This is a genomic window from Limnohabitans sp. JirII-31, from assembly GCF_002778315.1.
Lineage (GTDB): Bacteria > Pseudomonadota > Gammaproteobacteria > Burkholderiales > Burkholderiaceae_C > Limnohabitans.
In genome coordinates, this window is sequence record NZ_NESA01000003.1 from 1 (window position 1) to 15,226 (window position 15,226).

General features: G+C 56.7%; 14 protein-coding genes. 5 read left to right on the forward strand and 9 right to left on the reverse strand.

Going from position 1 to position 15,226, the window contains the following annotated elements; genetic code table 11:
• The 5 genes from B9Z41_RS05070 to B9Z41_RS05090 all read right to left on the reverse strand — a co-directional run.
• Nucleotides 1–2,218: calcium-binding protein (locus tag B9Z41_RS05070; RefSeq protein ID WP_304441792.1), on the reverse strand; the 2,218-nt coding region annotated here is incomplete at its 3' end.
• Between the two features lie 339 nt (nucleotides 2,219–2,557).
• Nucleotides 2,558–3,571, reverse strand: coding sequence for a hypothetical protein (locus B9Z41_RS05075; RefSeq protein ID WP_100145830.1), 1,014 nt, complete (start codon nucleotides 3,569–3,571; stop codon nucleotides 2,558–2,560).
• A gap of 18 nt (nucleotides 3,572–3,589) precedes the next feature.
• Nucleotides 3,590–5,395 carry a hypothetical protein gene (locus B9Z41_RS05080; protein ID WP_100145831.1) on the reverse strand — a complete coding sequence of 602 codons (1,806 nt, stop codon included), beginning with the start codon at nucleotides 5,393–5,395 and terminating at the stop codon, nucleotides 3,590–3,592.
• Nucleotides 5,392–6,393 (reverse strand): hypothetical protein, encoded by a 1,002-nt coding sequence (locus B9Z41_RS16905; RefSeq protein WP_143474157.1) that lies wholly within the window; start codon nucleotides 6,391–6,393, stop codon nucleotides 5,392–5,394. Before B9Z41_RS16905 ends, B9Z41_RS05080 begins: the two co-directional genes overlap by 4 nt.
• Nucleotides 6,384–6,623 (reverse strand): hypothetical protein, encoded by a 240-nt coding sequence (locus B9Z41_RS05090; RefSeq protein WP_100145835.1) that lies wholly within the window; start codon nucleotides 6,621–6,623, stop codon nucleotides 6,384–6,386. The genes B9Z41_RS16905 and B9Z41_RS05090 overlap by 10 nt, the downstream gene beginning before the upstream one ends.
• Before the next feature lie 179 nt (nucleotides 6,624–6,802).
• Here B9Z41_RS05090 and B9Z41_RS05095 point away from each other — a divergent pair, with 179 nt between their 5' ends.
• Entirely contained in the window at nucleotides 6,803–8,059 is a 1,257-nt protein-coding gene (locus B9Z41_RS05095; protein ID WP_100145837.1) for an Hsp70 family protein, read from the forward strand.
• 85 nt (nucleotides 8,060–8,144) lie between these two features.
• Complete coding sequence (locus tag B9Z41_RS05100; RefSeq protein ID WP_100145840.1) at nucleotides 8,145–8,858, forward strand: YebC/PmpR family DNA-binding transcriptional regulator; 714 nt, start codon at nucleotides 8,145–8,147, stop codon at nucleotides 8,856–8,858.
• An 11-nt stretch (nucleotides 8,859–8,869) separates the two neighbouring features.
• On the opposite strand, the gene B9Z41_RS05105 is transcribed toward B9Z41_RS05100, so the two are convergent.
• The 3 genes from B9Z41_RS05105 to B9Z41_RS05115 all read right to left on the reverse strand — a co-directional run bounded on the left by B9Z41_RS05105 (nucleotide 8,870) and on the right by B9Z41_RS05115 (nucleotide 11,412).
• A complete protein-coding gene (locus B9Z41_RS05105; protein WP_100145842.1) occupies nucleotides 8,870–9,856 on the reverse strand; it encodes a tripartite tricarboxylate transporter substrate binding protein in 987 nt (328 codons plus the stop codon).
• 1 nt (nucleotide 9,857) lies between these two features.
• Entirely contained in the window at nucleotides 9,858–10,520 is a 663-nt protein-coding gene (locus B9Z41_RS05110) for an RraA family protein (protein WP_100145844.1), read from the reverse strand.
• 76 nt (nucleotides 10,521–10,596) lie between these two features.
• Nucleotides 10,597–11,412, reverse strand: a complete 816-nt coding sequence (locus B9Z41_RS05115) for an amidohydrolase (RefSeq protein ID WP_233202531.1) — start codon at nucleotides 11,410–11,412, stop codon at nucleotides 10,597–10,599.
• Between the two features lie 21 nt (nucleotides 11,413–11,433).
• Here B9Z41_RS05115 and B9Z41_RS05120 point away from each other — a divergent pair, with 21 nt between their 5' ends.
• The 3 genes from B9Z41_RS05120 to B9Z41_RS05130 are packed head-to-tail and all read left to right on the forward strand — an operon-like array spanning nucleotide 11,434 to nucleotide 14,217.
• A complete protein-coding gene (locus B9Z41_RS05120) occupies nucleotides 11,434–12,174 on the forward strand; it encodes a GntR family transcriptional regulator (RefSeq protein ID WP_100145848.1) in 741 nt (246 codons plus the stop codon).
• A 25-nt stretch (nucleotides 12,175–12,199) separates the two neighbouring features.
• The gene (locus B9Z41_RS05125) at nucleotides 12,200–13,198 is read left to right on the forward strand and encodes a tripartite tricarboxylate transporter substrate binding protein (RefSeq protein WP_100145850.1); all 999 of its coding nucleotides are present in this window, start codon (nucleotides 12,200–12,202) and stop codon (nucleotides 13,196–13,198) included.
• A 17-nt stretch (nucleotides 13,199–13,215) separates the two neighbouring features.
• Nucleotides 13,216–14,217: a tripartite tricarboxylate transporter substrate binding protein gene (locus B9Z41_RS05130; RefSeq protein WP_100145852.1), complete on the forward strand. Its 1,002-nt coding sequence runs from the start codon at nucleotides 13,216–13,218 to the stop codon at nucleotides 14,215–14,217.
• Nucleotides 14,218–14,241: 24 nt separating this feature from the next.
• On the opposite strand, the gene B9Z41_RS05135 is transcribed toward B9Z41_RS05130, so the two are convergent.
• Nucleotides 14,242–15,210: a tripartite tricarboxylate transporter substrate binding protein gene (locus tag B9Z41_RS05135; RefSeq protein ID WP_100145854.1), complete on the reverse strand. Its 969-nt coding sequence runs from the start codon at nucleotides 15,208–15,210 to the stop codon at nucleotides 14,242–14,244.
• Between the last annotated feature and the right edge of the window lie 16 nt (nucleotides 15,211–15,226).

Consider the following 15,226-nt stretch of genomic DNA (forward strand, 5'->3'; position numbering starts at 1 on the left):
TCACCTGTGTGTCACCCACCAATAACCCAGCCCCCAACTGCAAGGTGTCTGTGTCTTGCCACCACCAATAGTCGAGATCGTTGATCGTGTCTTGCCCATCTCCTTGGTTGAACACATAGGTGTCGTTGCCATACCCTCCATCCAGAGTGTCATTACCTGCACCGCCTATCAACGTGTCGTTGCCACTACCACCGCCTAGCGTGTCATCCCCTTCACCTCCGTCCAACACATCGTCTTGATTGCCTCCGTACAGTGCGTCGTTGCCGCCCAAGCCGTTGATGCGGTTGGCGTAGTCGCTCAAACCCACAAGAAAATCAGCCCCTTCGCTGCCGTTGCGCATCATCTTGCTGGCTATGTCTGTAATGCCCCAGGTCGTGCCATCTGCAAAGCTGATCTTCTCCACCAAGTTATAGGTACTGCTGAAGTAGTTGTGTAGGGTGACTGAATCTGTGCCCCAGCTCAGTTTGAGGTCGTCGCCCACCAGGCTGATCTGTGTGTCACCCGCCAGCAACCCGGCTCCTAGTTGCAAGGTGTCTACATTGCCTGCCGTGTAGTCGTAGTCATAGATCGTGTCCGCGCCATCGCCTTGGTTGAACACATAGGTGTCGTTACCCGCCGCCCCTTCTAAACGGTCATTGCCTGCACCGCCTTCCATCACGTCATCATGGGTACCACCGTACAAAGCATCGTTTCCTGCATAACCTTGCAAAAACGCAGCTGAGTTGAGTGCGCTAAGTCTGAGCACGTCATCGCCACTTGTTCCCAACATATGCACCTTGTCTGCATATGAAAGAAGTTGCGCAAACCCTTCTACTTCGTTGGCAGCAGCGACGTTCAAAGCCAACAGCACCTTGGCACCAAAGTCGCCCTCGGTATCTAGCACGCTTGCAAAGTTGTAAATTGTTGTAGCGGCTGTCGCTGGCGATGTGTCATAGCTTGCACGCAACAGATCGACTGTTTGCTCAACGTCCACATCAAACGAACTGGTGGCATCTACCCATTTCAACCCCAAGCTGCCCATCAACGGATTCAAGTCAGTTTCAATCAGCAGCTGGTTTTTGAAATAGCTTTGCAGTTCATCAAAGGCCGCCAGCAAGATGGGGGCGGCTTGACCGTGCGGGTTGGGGTCACGCTCGCCCCAGCACCATGTGCCCAAATAGCTCTCCCCTAAAAACGCCTCCAGCGTGGCAAGTTTTCTGGCGTCGCCAATCACGTTGCCATAAATTTTGCTGGCCGCCCGGCTGTTGGGGTCTACGTCTTGCACGCCTGCCCAGTGGTAAATCAAGTCTGTCAGCAGCGCCGGTCTATCGGCCTCGCTGGCCCCCACCCATTGCTCCACCAAGGTTTGCAATTCACCCGAGCTGTCTTGCGCCATAGCCTGCCGCAAACTCGCCACATTGCCCATGCCCCGCAGCTCCGGCAAGGCCGCAATTTCATCGCTCACCGCCACCGTGTTGAGGTTGACCGTGCGCGCTGTGTCCACGCTGAACCACACATCGTCCATCTGTTGTGTGCTGCCGTCTGCTTTGGTGTAGCTGCCCAACTGCTGGTGTTGGTTGCCTTGTGCGTCTTTGGTGGCACTTGTGCCTTGGTCGGTGTAGCGCACGTTGAGGCTTTGCACCCCGGCTTGCTCTAGCGTGATCAACTCGCCGTCTTCTGTCACACCATCGCTGTTGAGGTCTTTCCAGACACGCAGGCTGGCATAGGCGCTGTCGTTGGCGTCTACCTTGCCGTCGTTGTTGTCGTCCAGATCTTTGAGTGCTTCAAATCCGTTGGCCGCTTGGCTGCCGCTTTTAAGCACGGTGTGGTTGCCAAACAGTTCACCTCCGTGGGTGATCTTGCCGTCACCATTCAAGTCACGCACCAGCAAGCCATCGTCTTTGCCCACCCACCCCGCTTGCTCTGCAAAGCCGCTCTTGTCTAAATCAAAGTGCACGCCTGTCTTGCTGCTGAGGGTGGTTTCTACCCCGTCACCGTCGAGGTCGAGCACCAAGGGGGACTTCGTGGTTTCAGCATTTTTGAATTTGTCCCCTATGTCGTTCAATATGTCGTCGTAGTTTTGATCGGGCCAGGGCAGACCGGTAAAGGGGTCGCCGCTGTAAGGATCGTCAATTGGTAGCGGCTGATTAGCGATCAAGCGCGCTTTGTCGTAAATTATTTTGTTAACAAAGGCGGCTTTTGCTTCAATGGCTGCATTGAGCTCTCCGTCCGTTAACACCTGATTTCCATGCGGCCACGTGTCTTTCAGTAAATCGTTGATGCTTTGAAGCAAAGCTTCATCAGCTCTGAGGATAGCCAGCGCTTCTTGACCATAATCTGCCTGCGTTTTGTCAGATGCATTCAAAGTTTCTTGAGCACTGCCATAAGCTACGTCATGGACTCTAAAAATCTCATCTAGTGCATCTACCGGGTTAGGCGCGAAGTTCGCTTTTTTCCCGGTTGGAGTGAACTCACCACCGGTCCATCCAGGGCCGCCATAGTTTCCATAAGTCCAAGCAGAATTTTCTGTGTAAGGATTGGTTCGCCAAATCACGGATGTCATAACATTCTCCTTGGTTTAAAAGTTCAGGTGTTGAATAGAAATAGGCTCACATTGCCCCGGCTTGAAACGCATCACCACCACATGACGTGGCTGGTCATAAGCAGGCGCCAATGACATGACCGCAGCACGACCATCTGGCGTGACAGATCGCTCATCAAAATAACCACTCACCCCCTCAACTTGGCAAGTTTGGGGGCCGTTGAAGATCTCAACTGTGTATATGAATTGCCCGAAGTACGGACTGTCGATAGGGTGCTTTCCTGCTACAAAGATACGCAAGCAACGTTGAATCGCACGGTCACACTCCACGCTTTCTCCCCGTCCTAATCGGGTCACTTCAAAGCTAGGGGTATCTCCTCCAGGTAATGCATAAGCCAAGAGTTCTGGCGGCTGCGATTTAGGGGAAAAAGGAATACTTTGAATCCAAAAAAAACCTTTGTCTGTGACGTTGGGCTGGCCAAAAGCTAATAATTTCCCTTTAGGTGTTAATCGGATTAGATCTTTACCCGCTTTCAGCAAAACCCAAAAAACTCCTATACCGCGTCGGCAGCTCTCATGATCGTAGTTACCGCTGGACTCGCACGTTCGCACCAATATTTCCCCAAGCCTAGCCTCTATTGGAAATGCTAAATAAGGTCCCTGGTAGATAGTCTCAGACTCTTTGCTCAAGTCACTCACATCCCAGCGCGTGAGCTGACTCACAGTCAATTCGTTGGGCAAGCTATGCGTCATGAGCAAGCCGTAACCTTTAAGCCCAAACCGTATGCTATCGGTGAACATGGGAACGGGCAGTTCCTGCCAAGGTTCACTCTTATCGATCCACTTAATACGCAAGCGTGGTTTTTCTGTGCCGATGCGATCCAGTGTCGCTACCAACTTGCCATCGCTACTGATCGTTGTGTAAAGCGTAGGGGGCTCATGGGGTGGATATTTAGGTTTTTCACAAGCACTCAGCAACATGAGCCAACCACCAGCAAGGCACATCAGCAAGAGGCGAATGAAGGGGTTGATTGCTTTGCAGTTTTTCATCGGAGCTTTCTTGATCAATCACAACCACTGATTTATCGATTGGCATCTGCTGCGTGCAGCTGCTACTTTGGTGTAGATGTCGTTACCAGCCAAGCCTTCCATCACATCATCATGGGTACCACCGTACAAAGCATCGTTTCCTGCATAACCTTGCAAAAACGCAGTCGCACGCAACAGATCGACTGTTTGCTCAACGTCCACATCAAACGAACTGGTGGCATCTACCCATTTCAACCCCAAGCTGTCCATCAACGGATTCAAGTCAGTTTCAATCAGCAGCTGGTTTTTGAAATAGCTTTGCAGTTCATCAAAGGCCGCCAGCAAGATGGGGGCAGCTTGACCGTGCGGGTTGGGGTCACGCTCGCCCCAGCACCATGTGCCCAAATAGCTCTCCCCTAAAAACGCCTCCAGCGTGGCAAGTTTTCTGGCGTCGCCAATCACGTTGCCATAAATTTTGCTGGCCGCCCGGCTGTTGGGGTCTACGTCTTGCACGCCTGCCCAGTGGTAAATCAAGTCTGTCAGCAGCGCCGGTCTATCGGCCTCGCTGGCCCCCACCCATTGCTCCACCAAGGTTTGCAATTCACCCGAGCTGTCTTGCGCCATAGCCTGCCGCAAACTCGCCACATTGCCCATGCCCCGCAGCTCCGGCAAGGCCGCAATTTCATCGCTCACCGCCACCGTGTTGAGGTTGACCGTGCGCGCTGTGTCCACGCTGAACCACACATCGTCCATCTGTTGTGTGCTGCCGTCTGCTTTGGTGTAGCTGCCCAACTGCTGGTGTTGGTTGCCTTGTGCGTCTTTGGTGGCACCGGTGCCTTGGTCGGTGTAGCGCACGTTGAGGCTTTGCACCCCTGCTTGCTCTAGCGTGATCAACTCGCCGTCTTCGGTCACACCGTCGCTGTTGAGGTCTTTCCAGACACGCAAGCTGGCATAGGCGCTGTCGTTGGCATCTACCTTGCCGTCGTTGTTGTCGTCCAAATCTTTGAGTGCTTCAAATCCGTTGGCTGCTTGGCTGCCGCTTTGAAGCAGGGTGTGGTTGCCAAACAGCTCACCTCCGTGGGTGATCTTGCCGTCACCATTCAAGTCACGCACCAGCAAGCCATCGTCTTTGCCCACCCACCCTGCTTGCTCTGCAAAGCCGCTCTTGTCTAAATCAAAGTGCACGCCTGTCTTGCTGCTGATGGTGGTTTCTACCCCGTCGCCGTCGAGGTCGAGCACCAAAGGGCTGCGGGTGACTTCGGCTAGTTGGAAGCGGGTTTCTAAATTGGTTAAGAGGGTTTCGTAGCTTTGCCCTGCCCAGGGCAGACCTGTGAAGGGGTCGCCGCTGTAGGGGTCGTCGCTAATGCCATCAGGATTTTTTAAATTCTGGAGCGCCGCCAAGTTATTGAAATTCTTTAAAGCAAATGCACGCTCAGCTTGTAGTGCAGCATTGGCCATATTAAAGTCGGGAACATCACTACCAAGCGGTGTATCCCCCCAACCGTTATTCAATTTAAGTTCTTTAATACTCTCACGCATGGCATTGTCGGCTGCCATAGTGCTTTGCCAATACTGGGCAATATCTGCCGAGGTTTTGCCAGAAGTCTCCCACGCTTGTTGTATATCCCAGTAACTTTTATCATGAATTTTAAAAATGTTGTCTAAATCATTTTTCCCAAGAACGTTTTCAAAGTCGGGCCTTTCACCAGGCTTCAAAAACTTGCCACCCGACCAGCCTTGACCACCCCAATTGCCGTAAGTCCAAGTGCCGATCGTATTGTCGATGGCGCCGTCGCTGTAAGGGTTGTTTTGCCATTGCACGGTCACGAATTCGGTATTGCTCATTTGCTGCTCTCCTTGAATTGAATGTGCTGAATCGAGGTAGGCTCACATTGGCCAGGGGTAAAACGCAAAACAACCACATGACGTGGCTCTTCAGATACACGAGAAAGGGACATGACCGCTGCGCGACCATCTGGTGTGACTGAGAAATAGTCTTGGTAGCCTTTGATCTCTGACAACACACATGTATTGGCACCATTCAAAATCTTGAACCCATAAACATATGTCTGACCATTGATGCGTTCGTCAGTCAGGTAATTGATCAGGCAACGGTGTATTTTTTGGTCGCATTTCATACGACCTGTTTTTGAATCAAGCACTGATACATCCAACTGGGGTGCTTCTTTGCCAGGAAAACCGTATGAAATGATTTGTGTGGGATTAGGTTTTGCGGGAGTAGGTGCGCTGAGCACGCGGTCCAGACTCCAAAAAAAACCATCTGCAACCACGTTAGGCGTGCCCAAAGGCAACATGCCTAAAGTTTCTTTGATGGGGCTTGCTTGCTTGTCTTGAATCAATGCCCAAACCAAACCATGACCTCTGTCGCAAGCCTTCTCTCCCGGAGGTTGTGGACACATGCGAACCAGTACCTGTCCAGGTTTGACCTCCACGGGAAACTCAATATGGGTCCCCTCAAACAGAATCTCCGAGGGTTTGGTCGGGTTGCTCGCATCCCAGCGACTAAGTTGTGATGCGCCTTTTGGTCCTGGCCTGGCGTGGGTGAGCAGCAAGTTGTAACCCGTTAAACCAAAACGGATACCGCTAGCGTATTTGGGTGCAGCTACCTCTAACCAAGGCTCTTCGCGATCTAGCCACTTAATACGCAGGCGTGGCGTCTCTTGCCCCGTGCGATCAAGTACTACCAGTAACTTGCCATCGCTGCTGATGGTGGGTTCAACAGGCAACGCAGCATCTCTGCTTGGGTATTGAGGTTTTCCAACATCACATGCCCCCAGCAGCATGCTGATAGAGGCAAATAGAAAATATTTTTTTAAACGCATGCAAATTTCCTCCATCCACTTTCTTGCGCCATGGCCTGCCGCAAACTCGCCACATTGCCCATGCCCCGCAGCTCTGGCAAAGCCGCAATCTCATCGCTCACCGTCACCGTGTTGAGGTTGACCGTGCGCGCCGTGTCCACGCTGAACCACACATCGTCCATCTGTTGTGTGCTGCCGTCTGCTTTGGTATTAGCAATCAGACCTGAAATAACAGATAAGAAGGTCAACATCGCGTCCCCAAAGAAATTAACGGAACAAAAAACACATTCATCTCCCGTTACTTGGCAAAAGAATAATCGCATTGAGCGAGCGTTTTTAAGGCGGCACTTTGAATGTTCTCAACCGAAATAACAAAACCATCGAATACATAAAATCTATTTGGTTTTCTTCATCATCTAGGCCTCCCCTCATGACTCCCTCCCGCCCAGGCACACTCGGCATTGACTTCGGCACTTCCAATTCCGCCATGGCTTGGGCTTCCCCTGACGGCCACGCACGCTTGCTGCCGCTCGAAGGCAGCGCCACCGCCATGCCCACTGCGGTGTTCTACAACGCTGAGTCCGACAGCACACACTTTGGCCGCGAAGCCATCACCCATTACCTGGAAGGCACCGAGGGGCGCTTGATGCGCTCTCTCAAAAGCCTGCTGGGCAGCGCACTGTTGCAAGAGACCACCGTGGTCAACCACCGCGCAGTGAGCTTTCAAGACATCATTGCCACCTTCTTGGCGACGCTGCGCGAACGCGCCATACAGTCGCTGGGCGTCACGCCCCGCCACGTGGTGATGGGGCGCCCCGTGCATTTTGTGGACGACGACCCCGTGCGCGACGCACAAGCCCAAGCCTCGCTGCTGCAAGCGGCGCAGTCGGTGGGGTTTGACGAGGTGTCGTTTCAGTTAGAACCCATTGCAGCAGCCTTGGACTACGAACGTCGCCTGACCCGCGAGTGCGTGGTGCTGGTGGCCGACATTGGCGGGGGCACCTCCGACTTCACCGTGGTGCGTCTGGGGCCTGAGCGCATGACGCGCCCCGAGCGCACCGCCGATGTGTTGGCCACCCGTGGCGTGCACATTGGCGGCACCGACTTTGACCAACAACTCAGCCTCGAACACGTCATGCCCTTGCTGGGCTACCGGCACCTGGGCGCGCAACAGCGTGAGGTGCCCAGCCGCGTGTTCTTTGATTTGTCCACCTGGCACTTGATCCATTGGCTCTACCAACCCCGCGCCCTGGCACAGGCCCAAGCCCTGCGCACCAACTACAGCGACGAGGCCTTGCACCGCCGCTTGATGCGGGTGCTGACCGAACGCCACGGCCACCACCTGGCCCACGAGGTAGAGCAAGCCAAGATTCGTTGTTCACAGCACAACGGCGACACCACCATCGATGTGTCGTGCATCGAAGCTGGCTTGAGCACCTCCCTGCGCGTGAGCGATATGCATGACCACCTGGCCAGTCTGCTGGCACGTGTGGTGGCCTGTGCACGCGAATGTGTGCAAGAAGCCGGGCTGCGTGACGCATCGCTGGACGCTGTTTACCTGACGGGTGGCTCGTCGGCTTTGCGGCCTTTTCAGCAAGCGCTGCAAACCGAATTTGCAGGCGTTGCACTGGTCGAAGGCGACTTGTTTGGCGGCGTTGCCTCAGGCCTGGCCTACAGCCGTGCTTGACGCCGGCACGACCGTGGTCCAATGACCCCCTATCCAAATCCGCGCCTGCAAGCAGACGCGCCTCACCGACAAAGGAAGACCTGACATGGGTGCTCAGTGGAAAGCAAAACACAAAGACGTGGCGGCCAATGCCAAAGGCCGCATGTTTGGCAAATTGGCAAAAGACATCATGATTGCCGCGCGCAACGGTGCCGACCCGGCCGCCAATGCCCGCTTGCGCCTGGTGCTGGAACAAGCGCGCAAAGTCTCGATGCCCAAAGACACGCTGGACCGCGCCATCAAAAAGGGCGCTGGCCTCACAGGTGAAGTGGTGCATTTTGAACACGTCATGTACGAAGGCTTCGCACCCCATCGCGTGGCGGTGATGGTGGAGTGTTTGACCGACAACGTGAACCGGGCCGCGTCTGAAATGCGCGTGCTGTTTCGCAAAGGACAGCTCGGCACCTCAGGCTCAGTGGCCTGGGACTTTGACCACGTGGGCATGATCGAAGCCGAACCTGCCACCCCTGGTGCAGACGCTGAGATGGCTGCCATCGAAGCCGGTGCGCAAGACCTAGAACCCGGCAGCGAAGAAGGCACCACCTTGTTCTTGACCGACCCCACCGACCTTGACCTGGTCAGCCGCGCCCTGCCCGCACAAGGCTTCACCGTGTTGTCGGCCAAGCTGGGCTACAAACCCAAAAACCCAATCGACCCGGCCAGCTTGAGCGCGCAAGACCTGGAAGAAGTGGAAGCGTTTTTGGCCGCCATCGACGACAACGACGATGTGCAAAACGTGTACGTCGGCCTGGCTGGCTGAACGCGCGGTTATTACTCTTTGGGCGCGCCAGAGTCTTTGACGATGGCCTCGTAACGCTTGATCTCCGACAGCGTGAACTTGGCAAAGTCTGCCGACGAGCCGCCCAACACCTCGGCCCCCATCTCGGTCAAACGGTTGCGAATGTCGGGTGTCTTCAGCAACTTGTTGACCTCGGCATTCAGGCGCTCCACCACCTCAGCAGGTGCGTTGGCTGGCAGCATCAAGCCATACCAAGCCGAGGCAATCATGGGTGTGCCCGCTTCGGTGAACGTGGGCACTTGCGGCAAGGCAGGCAAGCGCTTGGCAGAGGCAACGGCCAAGGGCTTGAGCAAACCACCCCGAATGCTGCCCAGCGAGCCGGTGTCAATCATCATGTCGATGTGGCCAGCAATCAGGTCTTGCGCTGCGGGGCCACTGCCTTTGTAGGGCACATGGCGAATGTCAATGCCAGCCGCCGTTTTGAACTGCGCCCCCGCCAGGTGCTGCGAGCCACCGATGCCCGCCGAGCCATAGGTGTAGGCACCGGGCGATTGCTTGGCCGCCGTCACGATGTCTTTGAGCGAATGCCAAGGCGACTTGGTGGGCACCACCATCACGTTGGGAATGGCACACAAGGACAGCACAGGTGTGAAGTCATGCACCGGGTCAAAACCCAGCTTGTTGTAGAGGTGCGGTGCCGCTGCGTTGGTGGAGCTGGTGGCCAACAAAATGCTGTAGCCATCGGCTTTTTCTTTGACAAACGATTGGGTGCCAATCACACCGCCGGCACCGCCTTTGTTGTCCACCACCACGGGCACACCCATGGCTTGCGACAGCGGCTGGGCCAGCATGCGTGCAATTTGGTCGGTCGCACCACCGGCGGCCCAAGGCACCAAAATTTTGATGGGCTTGTCCGGGTAAGCGGCCCACGAAGCACCGACACAGAGGCTAAGTGCGGCAACCGCGATGGCTTGGCGACGGCCCCACACAGCGGCGCAAGTCAATGGGTGTGACGACATCTCAGACTCCTTTTTGTTTCAACGCGATGCCCACCCAAGCCGATGAGTAACGGCCGTGCAGGATGTCTTCGATGGTGGCTTTTTCGTCGGCCACTTTGTCATGGGCTTTCTTGGCCACTGCCAGCGCTTCGGCAGGCGTGATGGCCACCAGCCCATCGCCGTCCCCCACGATGATGTCACCCGGGTTGACCAGCATGCCGCCCACGGTCACCGGCACGTTGATGCTGCCGGGCCCCTCTTTGTAGGGACCACGCAGGTTGATGCCTCGCGCCCAGCACGGGAATTGGTGGGTCTCAAACGCATCCACATCACGCACGGCACCGTCTATCACAAAGGCCAGTGCGCCTTGCATGCGGGCCGAGGTCATCATGATCTCGCCCACCAAGGCGCGCGAGACATCGCCCTCACCGTCCACCACCAACACATCACCCGGCTTGAGCATGTCCAGCGCTTGGTGAATCAACAGGTTGTCACCCGCACGCACACGCACCGTGAAGGCATTGCCACACACCGACACCTGTGAGCGATTGACTGGGTGCAAGCCGGTGGTACCGACCAGGCGGCCCATCACGTCACTGATGACGGAAGACGGCAGCCCCTGCAAGGCTTGGACGCCTTCAGCAAACGCTTCTTGACGTGGGTGGATAAAAATTCCGTTGGCCATATGATTTCCTTTATTCGCTCAATTCTCTCAGTGCGTATTCTCAAACATTCAGAGCAGATTCAGTGCTTGACGCGTCTCACGCAGACCAATAAAGCTGCCGAGCATTAGCACTTAAGACCTGCTCACGGTGCGCTGCGCCCACCCAATCTTCTAAGGATGAAAACAATGTGCTGTATTGGGCCAAGGCCTCGTGGTTGGTGCACGGCCAATCACTGCCCCATAGCAAGGCGGCAACGCCCAACTCCCCCAACCACAGGCGCGCCAGTTGCACCGGGTCCACCCCAACCAAGCGGTAGGCACCACTGAGTTTGATGTAGGTGGGTGTGTGTTGTGCATGTCGCACCAAAGCGGCCACGGTGGGGTCTTGCATGTGTGCCCGCTCGGGCTTGGCCATGTGGTCCACCACCAGTGGCAACTGCGGGGGCAGCTGCGCCAACACACCCGGCAAGCTGCCCTTGTCGGTGTGCACTTCCAAGTGCCAACCCAAGGCCAGCATGGTCTCCCACAGCGCATCGGCGGCGGACCAATCTGTCAGCGCATGCGACACCCCAGCCAGATTGAGCCGCACCCCACGCACACCGGCTGCATGCAGCAGGTTCAAGGCGTCGCGCCCCGTGCTGGGCTCCACCACCGCCACACCGCGCAACACGCCAGGATGAGCCTGCAAGGTGTGAACCAGCCGCGTGTTGTCGGCCCCCAAGAAACTGGGTTGCACCAACACACCATGCGTCACGCCCAGCGGCTGCGCCTGTGCCATCCAGTCTTCCACACGGGCGCTGTAGGCGGGCACATAACGCGCACCCGCGATGGCCTGGCCCGCTGCAAAGACATGGAAATGGGTATCGACGAAAAAATTTGGCGCTGTCAGGTTCATGCGGTATATTTTAGTCATCTAGATGTCTAGCTTTCATCCATGACCGCCACCTTGCTGCCACACACCCCCGGACAAAGCCGCTACGGCACGCTGGCCAGCGCTTTGCGCGAACGCATCTTGCAAGGTGAGTGGGCCCCGGGCGAAGTCATTCCCGCCGAATCTGCACTGGCACAAGCCTATGGGGTGGCGCTTGGCACCATCCGACAAGCGCTGGCACTGCTGGTGGAAGACGGTGTTTTGCAACGCCGCCATGGCAAGGGCACCTTTGTCACCAAAGGGGTCGATGGCGCCTCGATGATGCGGTTTTTTCGGTTTCGCGGCGCAGAGGGCCAAAGCGAGCCACCACAGTCGCGCATTCTGTCGAGCCGCGTGCGCCGTGCCACGACTGCCGAGGCACAGGCTTTCGGGATCGACAAGGCGGCTGCACATGTCTTTCAATTCGAACGCCTGCGCAGTTTGAACAAGCAACCATGCTTGCTAGAGACGATCGTGTTGCCCCTGCCTCTCTTTGGCGCATTGGCTGAATCCGACACAGCACGCTGGGACCACTTGCTCTACCCCATGTACCAAAGCCGCTGCGGCGTGGTGATACAGCACACACAAGACCACCTGAGCTGCTCCCAGCTCAACACCACCCAAGCCAAACGGCTGCGACTCGATGCGGGCCACCCCTGCGTGCTGGTCGAACGCCAGGCCTTTGACATGGCGGGGCGTTGCGTCGAATTGCGCACCACGCGTGGCGACGCCTTTTCATTCAAGTACACCGCGCAACTGCGCTAACGCATTCCACCCTGAGGAGACTCCTATGACACACCACACCACAGCGGCCCAACGACTGGGGCGCAGCACATGGGCTCTGGCCGTGCTCGCGCTTTGCGCCAGCGCCTCCACGGCCATGGCACAAGCCAGCTTTCCCACCAAGCCTGTGACCTTGGTGGTCACCTATCCCCCAGGTGGAGGAGCCGACGCCATGGCCCGCTTGATTGCGCCCAAGATGGGCGAGGCCCTTGGACAAGCCGTCATCATCGAGAACAAGCCCGGTGCGGGCGGTCAGATTGGCGCCTCAGCCGTGGCCAAAGCCGCACCCGATGGCTACACGCTGATGCTGGATGCGTCGTCGTTCGCAGCCAACCCCGCGCTCTACCCCAAGCTGCCCTACGACAGTTTGAAAGCCTTCAAGCCCATCGGCGTGGTGGCGCTGTTTCCCAACGTGGTGTTGGTGAACGCCAATTTCCCGGCCAAGAACGTGTCTGAATTGATCGCCACAGCCCGCAAGGCCAAAGACGCGGTGTCGTATGCCTCGTCGGGCAACGGCTCGGCCCAGCATTTGGCAGGCGCCTTGTTTGAATCGGCCGCCAAAGTCGACATGGTGCATGTGCCCTACAAAGGCGGTGGCCCGGCCCTCAACGATGTGATGGGTGGTCAAGTGCCTTTGTTTTTTGGCAACTTGGCATCCACGCTGCAACATGTGCAATCGGGCAAGTTGAGGGCCTTGGCAGTGACCTCGGCCAAGCGCTCGGCCATCTTGCCCGACGTGCCCACACTGGCAGAGTCAGGGTTGACAGGCGCAGAGATCTACGAGTGGAATGCTGTCTTTGCCCCCGCCAACACCCCTGAGCCCATCGTGGCCAAATTGGTCAGCGCATTTCAAAAGTCACTGGAAGCGCCTGAGGTGCGCGCCCGGGTTGCCCAACTCGGCGGCGACATACAAAAGAGCTCGCCCGATCAAGCCAAGGCCTTCATCCAACAACAGGTCAACCTTTGGAGTCACGTGATCAAAGAACGTGGCATCACCACCGAATAAACCCAAGAAAGAAACCTATGCCATGGCATGACCCCCTCCCTCTGAATCGCCGCCAATGGTTGGCACACGGCACGGCCTCGGCATTGGCGCTGTCGCCCCTGCTGTCGCACGCAGACACCTGGCCCACCAAACCTCTACGCCTGGTGGTGCCCTTTGCGCCGGGCGGCAGCTCTGAAATCGTGGCACGCGCCTTGGCGGGCGAGCTAGCCAAGACCATTGGCCAAAACGTGTTTGTGGAAAACAAACCCGGTGGTGCAGGCAACATTGCCATGCAAGAAGTGGCCAACTCAACCGATGAACACACTCTGGTGTTGGGACACATTGGCACCCTGGCGGTCAACCAATACATCTTTGCCAAACTGCCCTACGACCCCAACAAAGACTTCACGCCCATCACCCTGATCTCCAAGGTGCCCAGCTTGTATGTGGTGCACCCCGACCTGCCGGTGAAAAACCTCAAAGAGTTTGTGGCGTACGCCAAGTCCAAACCCGGCCAGCTCAATTACGGCTCGGCGGGCAACGGCAGCGCGGGACACCTGGCGTTTGAATACCTCAAGATGGCCACCGACACCTTCATGCTGCACGTGCCCTACCGTGGCACGGGGCCCATGCTGACCGACTTGATGGCAGGCCGCCTACAAGCCGCTGCCGTGGGCGCGCCGGCACTGCTGCCATTCATCAAAGCAGGCAAATTGCGCTGCATCGCCACGGGCACCAGCACCCGACTGCCCCAGTTGCCCGATGTCGCCACCGTGGCCGAACAAGGCTACAAAGGCTTTGAGATGACGCAGTGGTACGGCTTGATGGCCCCCAGCAAGATGCACAAAGCCAACATCGACAAATTAGAAAAAGAAGCTGTGGCTGCCGCCCGCAGCAAGCTGGTGCATGACAAGCTCAGCCAAGACACCGCCCTGGCTGTGGGCAACACGGGGGCCGAGTTTGAGGCCTTCATCAAGCAAGAGCAAGCACGCTGGAAGCCGGTGATTGCCCGCGCTCAAATCAAACCCGAGGGGCTGTGAACCTGTGGCGCGTGAGCGCCGCGTTCACTCGGGTTTGAAGCCCGCACCTTTCAACAACTCGGCGTTGTCGGTGATGTAGGTGTTGGTGTATTTGCGAAACTCATCGGTCGATTCGGTGATCGGTTCAATCCCCAGTTGCTCGAAAGCCCCCGACTTGGTGAGTTGTCGCACGGCCTCGTTAGCCGCTTTGTTGAGAATTTGCACCCGATCGTCCGACGTGCCTTTCGGTGCCCAGATGCCGTACCACGACTCGGTGACAAACTTCGGAAAACCACTCTCCACCGCCGTGGGCACATTGGGCATCACCGAGCTGCGCTTGGTGGTGGTCACGATGATGGGTTTGACTTTGCCGCTCTTGGCCATGCCTTGCAGCGAAATGATCGAGTCCATCAAAATTTGTGTGTGCCCACCCGCCACATCGGTCAGCGCGGGAGCAGTTCCTTTGTAAACCACGGTCGCCAAATTCAGGTTGCCTTGCTTGGCAAACATCAAGGTACCCAGATGGCTGGCAGCCCCCAAAGCAGGCAAGCCCGCCGTCCACTTGTCGGGGTTTTGTCGGGCAGCGTCCATCACCTCTTTGAGTTTGGTCTGCGGCAAATTGGGCGAGATCACCATCAGCAACGGGGCTTCGCCCACGCGCGCCACATAGGCGAAGTCGGTCCATGGGTCATAAGGCGGGTTGGCCGTGACCAACTTGGCAAGTGCATGCGTTGAGGCCGAGAACAGCAGCGTCATGCCATCGGGCGCCGAGGTCTGCACAAACTTGCCACCGATGGCCCCGTTGGCACCGGGTCGGTTCTCCACAATGATGGAGACGTTCAAGCCGGTCTGCATCTGCTTGGCAATCAAACGCGCGGCGTTGTCTACCCCGCCACCAGGCGCAAATGGCACGATCATTTTGATCGTGCCATCTGGAAATTTTCCTTGCGCTGAAGCCAACCCGGCTGTTAAAGCAAAAGCCAAACACAGCAGTTTTTTCATTCTGGACATCATCTCTGTCTCCTCAAAA

Excerpts from the sequence above, each read along its gene's own strand:
- B9Z41_RS05075 (WP_100145830.1), bottom strand. The coding sequence starts at position 3,571 with ATGAAAAACTGCAAAGCAATCAACCCCTTCATTCGCCTCTTGCTGATG.
- B9Z41_RS05080 (WP_100145831.1), bottom strand. The coding sequence starts at position 5,395 with ATGAGCAATACCGAATTCGTGACCGTGCAATGGCAAAACAACCCTTAC.
- B9Z41_RS16905 (WP_143474157.1), bottom strand. The coding sequence starts at position 6,393 with ATGCGTTTAAAAAAATATTTTCTATTTGCCTCTATCAGCATGCTGCTG.
- B9Z41_RS05090 (WP_100145835.1), bottom strand. The coding sequence starts at position 6,623 with ATGTTGACCTTCTTATCTGTTATTTCAGGTCTGATTGCTAATACCAAA.
- B9Z41_RS05095 (WP_100145837.1), top strand. The coding sequence starts at position 6,803 with ATGACTCCCTCCCGCCCAGGCACACTCGGCATTGACTTCGGCACTTCC.
- B9Z41_RS05100 (WP_100145840.1), top strand. The coding sequence starts at position 8,145 with ATGGGTGCTCAGTGGAAAGCAAAACACAAAGACGTGGCGGCCAATGCC.
- B9Z41_RS05105 (WP_100145842.1), bottom strand. The coding sequence starts at position 9,856 with ATGTCGTCACACCCATTGACTTGCGCCGCTGTGTGGGGCCGTCGCCAA.
- B9Z41_RS05110 (WP_100145844.1), bottom strand. The coding sequence starts at position 10,520 with ATGGCCAACGGAATTTTTATCCACCCACGTCAAGAAGCGTTTGCTGAA.
- B9Z41_RS05115 (WP_233202531.1), bottom strand. The coding sequence starts at position 11,412 with ATGACTAAAATATACCGCATGAACCTGACAGCGCCAAATTTTTTCGTC.
- B9Z41_RS05120 (WP_100145848.1), top strand. The coding sequence starts at position 11,434 with ATGACCGCCACCTTGCTGCCACACACCCCCGGACAAAGCCGCTACGGC.
- B9Z41_RS05125 (WP_100145850.1), top strand. The coding sequence starts at position 12,200 with ATGACACACCACACCACAGCGGCCCAACGACTGGGGCGCAGCACATGG.
- B9Z41_RS05130 (WP_100145852.1), top strand. The coding sequence starts at position 13,216 with ATGCCATGGCATGACCCCCTCCCTCTGAATCGCCGCCAATGGTTGGCA.
- B9Z41_RS05135 (WP_100145854.1), bottom strand. The coding sequence starts at position 15,210 with ATGATGTCCAGAATGAAAAAACTGCTGTGTTTGGCTTTTGCTTTAACA.